This is a genomic window from Arthrobacter oryzae (assembly GCF_030812315.1).
Classification (GTDB): domain Bacteria; phylum Actinomycetota; class Actinomycetes; order Actinomycetales; family Micrococcaceae; genus Arthrobacter; species Arthrobacter oryzae_B.
The window spans coordinates 240,758-247,632 of record NZ_JAUSSM010000009.1 but is presented as its reverse complement, the minus strand read 5'-3'; the positions used below and the strand labels follow the sequence as shown (position 1 = coordinate 247,632).

Annotated in this window: 5 protein-coding genes; all 5 read left to right on the top strand. The window is 61.6% G+C overall.

The genetic code is table 11. The annotated features are described in order from the left end of the window. The first annotated feature begins 114 nt into the window (after nucleotides 1-114). The 5 genes from J2S97_RS18340 (at nucleotide 115) to J2S97_RS18320 (ending at nucleotide 6,806) form a co-directional block, all read left to right on the top strand. Nucleotides 115-2,697 (top strand): PKD domain-containing protein, encoded by a 2,583-nt coding sequence (locus J2S97_RS18340; RefSeq protein WP_307051370.1) that lies wholly within the window; start codon nucleotides 115-117, stop codon nucleotides 2,695-2,697. Between the two features lie 223 nt (nucleotides 2,698-2,920). After that, nucleotides 2,921-4,324, top strand: coding sequence for a glycerophosphodiester phosphodiesterase (locus J2S97_RS18335; protein ID WP_307051369.1), 1,404 nt, complete (start codon nucleotides 2,921-2,923; stop codon nucleotides 4,322-4,324). Nucleotides 4,325-4,468: 144 nt separating this feature from the next. Continuing rightward, nucleotides 4,469-4,609, top strand: coding sequence for a hypothetical protein (locus tag J2S97_RS18330; protein ID WP_307051368.1), 141 nt, complete (start codon nucleotides 4,469-4,471; stop codon nucleotides 4,607-4,609). Between the two features lie 202 nt (nucleotides 4,610-4,811). Then, a complete protein-coding gene (locus J2S97_RS18325) occupies nucleotides 4,812-5,282 on the top strand; it encodes a hypothetical protein (protein ID WP_307051367.1) in 471 nt (156 codons plus the stop codon). Between the two features lie 162 nt (nucleotides 5,283-5,444). Further along, on the top strand, nucleotides 5,445-6,806 hold the full coding sequence (locus J2S97_RS18320) for a hypothetical protein (protein WP_373460584.1): 1,362 nt from the start codon (nucleotides 5,445-5,447) through the stop codon (nucleotides 6,804-6,806). Nucleotides 6,807-6,875 lie beyond the last annotated feature (69 nt).

The window sequence follows — 6,875 nt, the reverse complement described above, 5'->3', positions numbered from 1 at the left end:
CTCTCCGGCACCGCCACAAACGCACCCGTGGTAATCCGCTTCGACGACCTAATCGTGGCGGCCACAAAGTGACACCAGGAAATCAACGCCCTAGCGTGATGTCGGAGGACCCCCATGCACATCGTCCAAAACCTGGCTTACCGGTTGGTTGCCCTTGTTACCGCCCTCCTGGTGGTCCTAACCGCCGTCGTCTTCCTCAGCGCGCCGGTTAAGGCGGACTCGGCACCTGTCGATCCCGCCAACCCGGCCACCCCGCCGACAGTTACCGCAGACGGGCTACCCACAGTTCAGGTTGACGGCGTCGTGTGGTCGCAGGTCATCGTCGGAGACTTTGTGTACGTTGCAGGGAACTTCAGAACCGCGAGGCCCGCAGGTGCTGCACCGGGGACCAACACCGTCCCCAGGAACTATGTACTCGCCTTCAGACTCAGCACTGGTGTTCTGGTCCCCGACTGGGCGCCGAGCCTGAATGCCCAGGCCGTGAGCATCACGGCGTCTCCCGATGGCACCCGGATTTACGTCGGCGGGGCCTTCACCACCGTGAACGGGGCGACTGCCTACCGGGTGGCTGCCATAAACGCCGTCGGACAGCCAAACCAGGGACAAATGATTCAATCGTTCCGCCCATATGTCAGTTCAAGAGTGAACGCCATAGTGGCAACAGCGGATGTCGTGTACCTCGGCGGCTGGTTCAATGCGCTGAACTCATCCACCCGGCCAAAGGCGGGGGCGGTCAGCGCCTCCAACGGAAGCACAACCGGCTGGAACCCGGTCCCTGCAAGCGGAGACGTCATCGCACTGGCACTTTCGCCGGATGGCAGCCGCATGGTTATGGGCGGAAATTTCTCCAGCATGAACGGCTCATCGAACCCGGGGTACGGCCTGGCGTCCGTTGACACGGTGACGGGTAGGACCAACTTTCCCTTCGCTGTGAATTCCGTGGTCCGCAATGCAGGATCCAACGGGGCGATCCTCAGCCTGGCCGGCGACGGGAACTACGTCTACGGGACGGGCTACGACTTCGGTTCGGGAGCAAACTTCGAAGGAACCTTTTCTGCCGCTTGGAACGACGGCAGGACCAACTGGATCGAGGACTGCCACGGGGACAGCTACGGAGTGGCGCCGATCGGGAACGCTGTCTATGTGGTGGGCCATCCCCACTACTGCGGAAACATCGGCGGCTTTCCGCAAACCAATCCATGGACCTTTTATCATGCGATTGCGTTCAGCAGGCAGGCCACCGGAACCATCACCAGGGATCCGCTGGGCTACTTCAACTTCGAGGGGAATCCATCACCGACCCTCCAGAACTGGTTTCCAAGCCTCGACATCGGCTCCTTCACCGGCCAGTCCCAGGCCGCGTGGGCCGTCACGGGAAACTCGCAGTATGTCGTCTTGGGCGGAGAATTCCCGCGTGTCAACGGCGTAGCCCAGCAAGGCCTGGTGCGTCTTGCCGTGAAGGACCTCGCACCCAATGCCCGCGGCCCCGTGCTTTCAGGTGGTGCCTGGGTGCCCACAGTCCAATCGCCGTCCAGCGGGACGGTCAGAATCGACTGGCAGGCAAACCACGACCAGGACAACAAGAACCTGACTTACCGCGTGGTTCGTGACGGCGCCGTCGCTGTCCACACGGTCTCCCGCGAATCCACATTTTGGCAGCGGCCAACACTGACCTTCACCGATACGGGGCTGCCGCCGGGCTCATCCCACACCTACCAAATCGTTGCGTCGGACCCCTTTGGCCGGCAGGCTTCCTCACAAAGTGCAGCTGTCACGGTGTCAGGAACGCCCACCACCAACACGCCGCCCACCGCTTCCTTCACCTCGACGGCCAGCGGGCTGACCGTGTCGCTCAACGCGTCCGCGTCCTCGGACACGGACGGAACGATCACTAGCTACGCATGGAACTTCGGGGACGGAACAACGGGTTCCGGAACACCGGCAACGCACACGTACGCCGCAGCGGGCACCTACACCATCATCCTGACGGTCACCGACAACGCCGGCGCCACCGGCACCACCTCGCGCCAAATCACGGTGGCAGGCGGTACGGTACCGCTGGTTCATGCGCGGGATTCCTTTGAGCGGACCGTGGCCAGTGGTTTCGGAAGTGCCGAGGTGGGAGGAGCCTGGAGCACCTGGGGATCCAGCGGGACGTCCCTGTCGGTCAACGGGGGCCGCGGCAACGTCACGCATTCAAATGCCGCTTCCTCCGGCACCGCCTACCTCAATGCGGTTTCCACGAGTGACCTCGACCTGTGGCTGAAGCTCTCGTTGGACAAGGTTACGAACGGCGGCGGAAGCTATCTCACGGTCGTGGGCCGCAGCCGGGGAACGTCCGGAGAATACCGTGCCAAGGTTGGGGTATCCGCATCGGGCGCAGTGTCACTGCAACTGGTCCGATCCTCCGGCGGTGAAACCGTGCTTGGTACAGCCAATCCGGGACTCACATACGTACCGGGGGACCAACTGCAGGTACGTCTGCGGGTCACAGGGGTGTCGCCCACAACCCTGAGCGCCAAGATCTGGAAGGTGGGAACAACAGAACCCGACGCCTGGCAGGTGTCTGCACAAGACTCCACTACTACGCTCCAAGGTCCCGGAGGGATCGGTCTGAGCACCTACCTTTCCGGGAGCGCCACCAACTTGCCGGTCGCGGTCCGGTACGACGATCTTCTGGCCCAGACGACGAACTGAGAGATTAGGCAGGCAGCTCATGCGGGACAACAGGGGAACACCGTCAGGTTCAGCCGCCGGGCAACAGCATATTTCCCGTCGCGGGCTGCTTTTGGCGACGGCCAGCGGCTTAGTGCTGTCCGCCTGCACTTCCTCGTCGCCATCCCCCGATGCCACACGGACGGATGGTGCGACCGACGGGGACGCTGCCAAGGGAACGAATTCCGTTTCCCGTCTCCTCGCCATGACCAACTCATTCTTCATCGCGCATCGTGGCTCAGGCGACAACTGGCCCGAGCACACTGCGTACTCTTACGGCCAGGCCGTTTCAGTGGGGGCCAAAGCAATCGAGGTGTCCCTCAGCAGCACGTCCGACGGCGTCCTCGTGTGTCACCACCTCACGAACACGCAGAAACTCACAGGGCAGAACTGGAACATAGCGGATCGCCCGTACTCAGACATTGCCGGACTTCGGAATGACGCGCGGCAGTGGCTGGGGCCGGCATCGCCTCGGGATCCAATTCCAAAGGTGAAGGACGTTCTGGACGCCCACGCGTCCAAGGAAGTGATCTTCATAGAAGACAAACAGGGAACAAATACAAACGCCCTGCTTGACCTGCTGGACAGTTACCCGGACTCCACCGAACACTTTGTGTGGAAACAGTCGGGGGCCGCCAAGCTGCCAGGTGCCGTCCGGGAACGTGGCTACACAAGTTGGGGATACTTCACGGACAGCTCCGACCGCCAGTTTGAACGCTTTGCGGATACCTTCGACCTTCTTGGCATCTACCACGACGCGACCGACGACGAGATACGTCGTCTTGTTTCATTTGGAAAGCCCGTTATTTGCTGGGAAGTCCATACCCGGTGGATGCGTCAAAGGCTGGAACACCTTGGAGTGAGAGGAATGATGTGTTCCAATCTGCTTTATGTGACCAGCGAAACGCCAAAAAGCACCAAGGATAGTTTCGCCTCAGGGTTGCGCGCCCCGGGCGATCTCCCGTGGATCCACACCTGGGAGAGCCAGCCAGTGCTGCAGCCGGAGTCGGCATCCATCCGGTTTGAAGGTGACGGCCGGCGAAGTTATGTCATGGGTTCCATGTGCCCCATCACGTCAGGAAACTACACCTTAACGTATGAACTGCGGTGGCCGACCAACACGGGTGCGGCTCCAGAACTGGACGCCGGGATTGCCTTCGGTCAAGCGGATGACCGTGCATTTCGTCCGTGGACTCCGAATGAGATCGGGGGTTACTACCTCGCTCTAAAGCCAAGCGGCAAACTTGAACTATTCCGGCAGGAACCGAAAATCCAGGATGCCCTATCAATCTCGTCTGTTGCCACCGAGCCACCGGTTCCTGGTGAATGGATGCGTTTTCGCATCGATGTCGCACCTGCCGCCATACGTTTTGCCCGGCTGGATGGCCGGGAAATCGCCACCGTTGCGGATGATACTGCCTACCGGGGCGCCTACTTTTCACTGTTCAAGAGCCATCCCGGTGGGACGCCGGTTGAATTCCGGGCCGTGGAAGTGACGTCATCCGCGGCGACACCGGCCCCGTCCGCGGGCGCAGAAGGAACCACGAAACCAATCACGCCACCCGACGCCGAACAAGCTCCTGCTGCCCAAGTTAGCGCGGGGGCTTGAACGTCAGGGATTGCCTTGCCGAGTTTGGAAACGTCGAAACCGAGTGTGGGGCCAATCTTCAGGTATCCCGGCAAGTGTATGCATCGTCAAAAATAGGTAGCGTCCACTCCCGTCCGCCCGGATGCTAGTCCTTAGGCTCAACCCATGAGTACACATCACCTTCATGGAACTAGTCATCCGGTGGCCGTCGGTTTCATTATCGCGAGTTTGGCGTTTGCGGCCGGCGCCGCGGCAACGTCATTCCTTCACGCCTTCGCCGAAGCGATCGACTGGCCGGACTACTAGATTTAGCCCATCCCACACGGGGTGCCCGGGGACGACCTGAAAAGGCCCAGACTCCGTCACAGCTGTTACATAATCAACCTTGAGTTAACCTTGAGCCTTTCTTAGCGGCCACTTGAGTGTGCTACCCGAGACTATTTCTAACGGAGCCGGACAGGGCCCGAAGGTCTGCGGATACGCCGCACAAGTTCAAGGGGAACTTCAAATGAGCAAAGTAGCCGGACGCAAGAAGCGCATCATCATCACCACTGCTGCCATGCTGGTTATTGGCGGCGGCGCGGCATTCGCTTACTGGAGCGCGATCGGCACTGATGACAATGCAGCCACCGCAGGCAGCACCGCAGGGTTCACTGTCGTAAGTGCGGCTCCGTCCTCCGGCACGCTCTCCCCCGGCGGTCCTGTCCTCGAGTACACGTATACGGTCACTAACCCGGGGACCGGCGTCCAGAACCTTACCGAGGTAAAGGCCACTGTGGCAGGCACTGACGGCACCGCATGGTCCGTGACAGGCTGCTCGGCGACTGACTTCACTGTGGTCTCACCTGCCATCACGGCCACCCAGCTTGACGCCGGTGAATCATTCGAGGGCGCAGTCACGGTCCAGATGATCAATAAGAATGAAAACCAGGACGGCTGCCAGGGGAAGACGATTCCGCTCCACTTCGTCGCTCGCTAGCACCCAGCCGCGGCCAACGTTCCTTCTCCACCGTCACCTTCATCCCCCAATGGTGAACGTGGCACCCCCACCACCCCCTGAGCCAACGTCGAGAAGGTGCGAATGTCCGGCAGGCGCAACACCAGCTCCCCAGAAGCCCCCCACGGCTTTCGGCGGGGGCTGGTGTTGTTTCCCCGCACATTCGGCCCCGGCGTAATCGCCTTCGTTGCCATGGTGGTTGTGGCATTGGTCGGCGCGACGGCAGCTTCCGCTTACTGGCCGGCATCAGGTACGGGAAGTACGACGGCGGCAGTCGCCACCCTGGCCCCTCCCACCAATGTGACGGTCCCCGCAACGAGCGCCTCGAACGTACCGGTCTCCTGGACTGAATCAATGGGAACACCTGCATCTGCGGGCTACTACGTCACCCGCGTCACCGGCGCCACCTCCATGTTGGCCTGCGGCAGCGGCCCTGCCGCACTCATCGCCGGCACCGGCTGTACGGACACGTCCGTTCCCGAGGGGACGCACCAATACGTGGTAACAGCCGTCCACCTTTCCTGGACCGCATCCAGCATCGCCAGCGGGAACGTCACCGTGGACAACAGAGACACCATCAACTTCATCGTCCAGCCGGGGGCGAGTGTCACGGCCGGCTCACCCGTGCAGTCCGTCACCGTGGAACTGCGGACTGCTCTCGGTCTTAAGCTGCTATTGGCAGGAGCTGAGGTGAGCATCGGCATCGGCAACAACCCCGCCGGAGGCTCGCTCTCCGGCACGCTGACGGCAACCACCAACATCTGGGGCGAGGCCACGTTCGCGGGCCTCTCCCTCAACAAAGCCGACACCGGCTACACCCTGATCGCTTCCCGCCCGGGATACTCAGGCGGAGTGAGCACTCCCTTCACCGTCACGGCCGCGGCCGCCACCCAGCTTATGGTCACAGGCCCTGCGTGGGGCACAGCCTCCGCAACCGCAACCTTCGGGCCGTTCACGGTTCAGCGCCAGGATGCGTACGGGAATCCCGTGACTACCGGCAGCACTGACGTCGCGCTCGCGTCGAACTCCACCGGCGCCAAGGTCTTTGCCCTAACAACCGGCGGCGCAACCGTCGCTTCGGTGACCATTCCCGCAGGGGCCTCGTCGGCGTCGTTCTACTACGGAGACACCAAAGCCGGCTCGGCGAGTCTGATATTCAACGCCACGGGCCTGTCTGCGGCCCCCAAACCGGTCACGGTCTCTGCCGCGTCCGCGGCCAGCCTGGTCTTCAGTCCCACACTGATCACCGCTGAGAAGAACAAGGCCATCTCACCCGCGGTCCTTGTAATGGCAGCGGATGCATTCGGAAATCCGGCCGAAGCAGCGGTAACTATTCACTCGAGCTCGAACTGCAAGAACCTGAAAGGCAACGAAACCCCCGCGATCGCCGTCGGCGGCACGGCAACCTTTTCGGCCCTTATGTTCAACGGAAAGGCCTCTGCCTGCATTCTAACTGCAACTTTCGCACTGCTATCTGCCGACAGCAATACGTTCGAAGTCCCTTGAGCCGACTACTGCGTTAGCCGTGGAATAGTGCGACCGCCACTACACCGATGGTCAGAATGAGAAGAATAA

Coding starts and splice junctions, on each gene's coding strand:
- J2S97_RS18340 (WP_307051370.1), top strand. CDS start 115: ATGCACATCGTCCAAAACCTGGCTTACCGGTTGGTTGCCCTTGTTACC.
- J2S97_RS18335 (WP_307051369.1), top strand. CDS start 2,921: ATGACCAACTCATTCTTCATCGCGCATCGTGGCTCAGGCGACAACTGG.
- J2S97_RS18330 (WP_307051368.1), top strand. CDS start 4,469: ATGAGTACACATCACCTTCATGGAACTAGTCATCCGGTGGCCGTCGGT.
- J2S97_RS18325 (WP_307051367.1), top strand. CDS start 4,812: ATGAGCAAAGTAGCCGGACGCAAGAAGCGCATCATCATCACCACTGCT.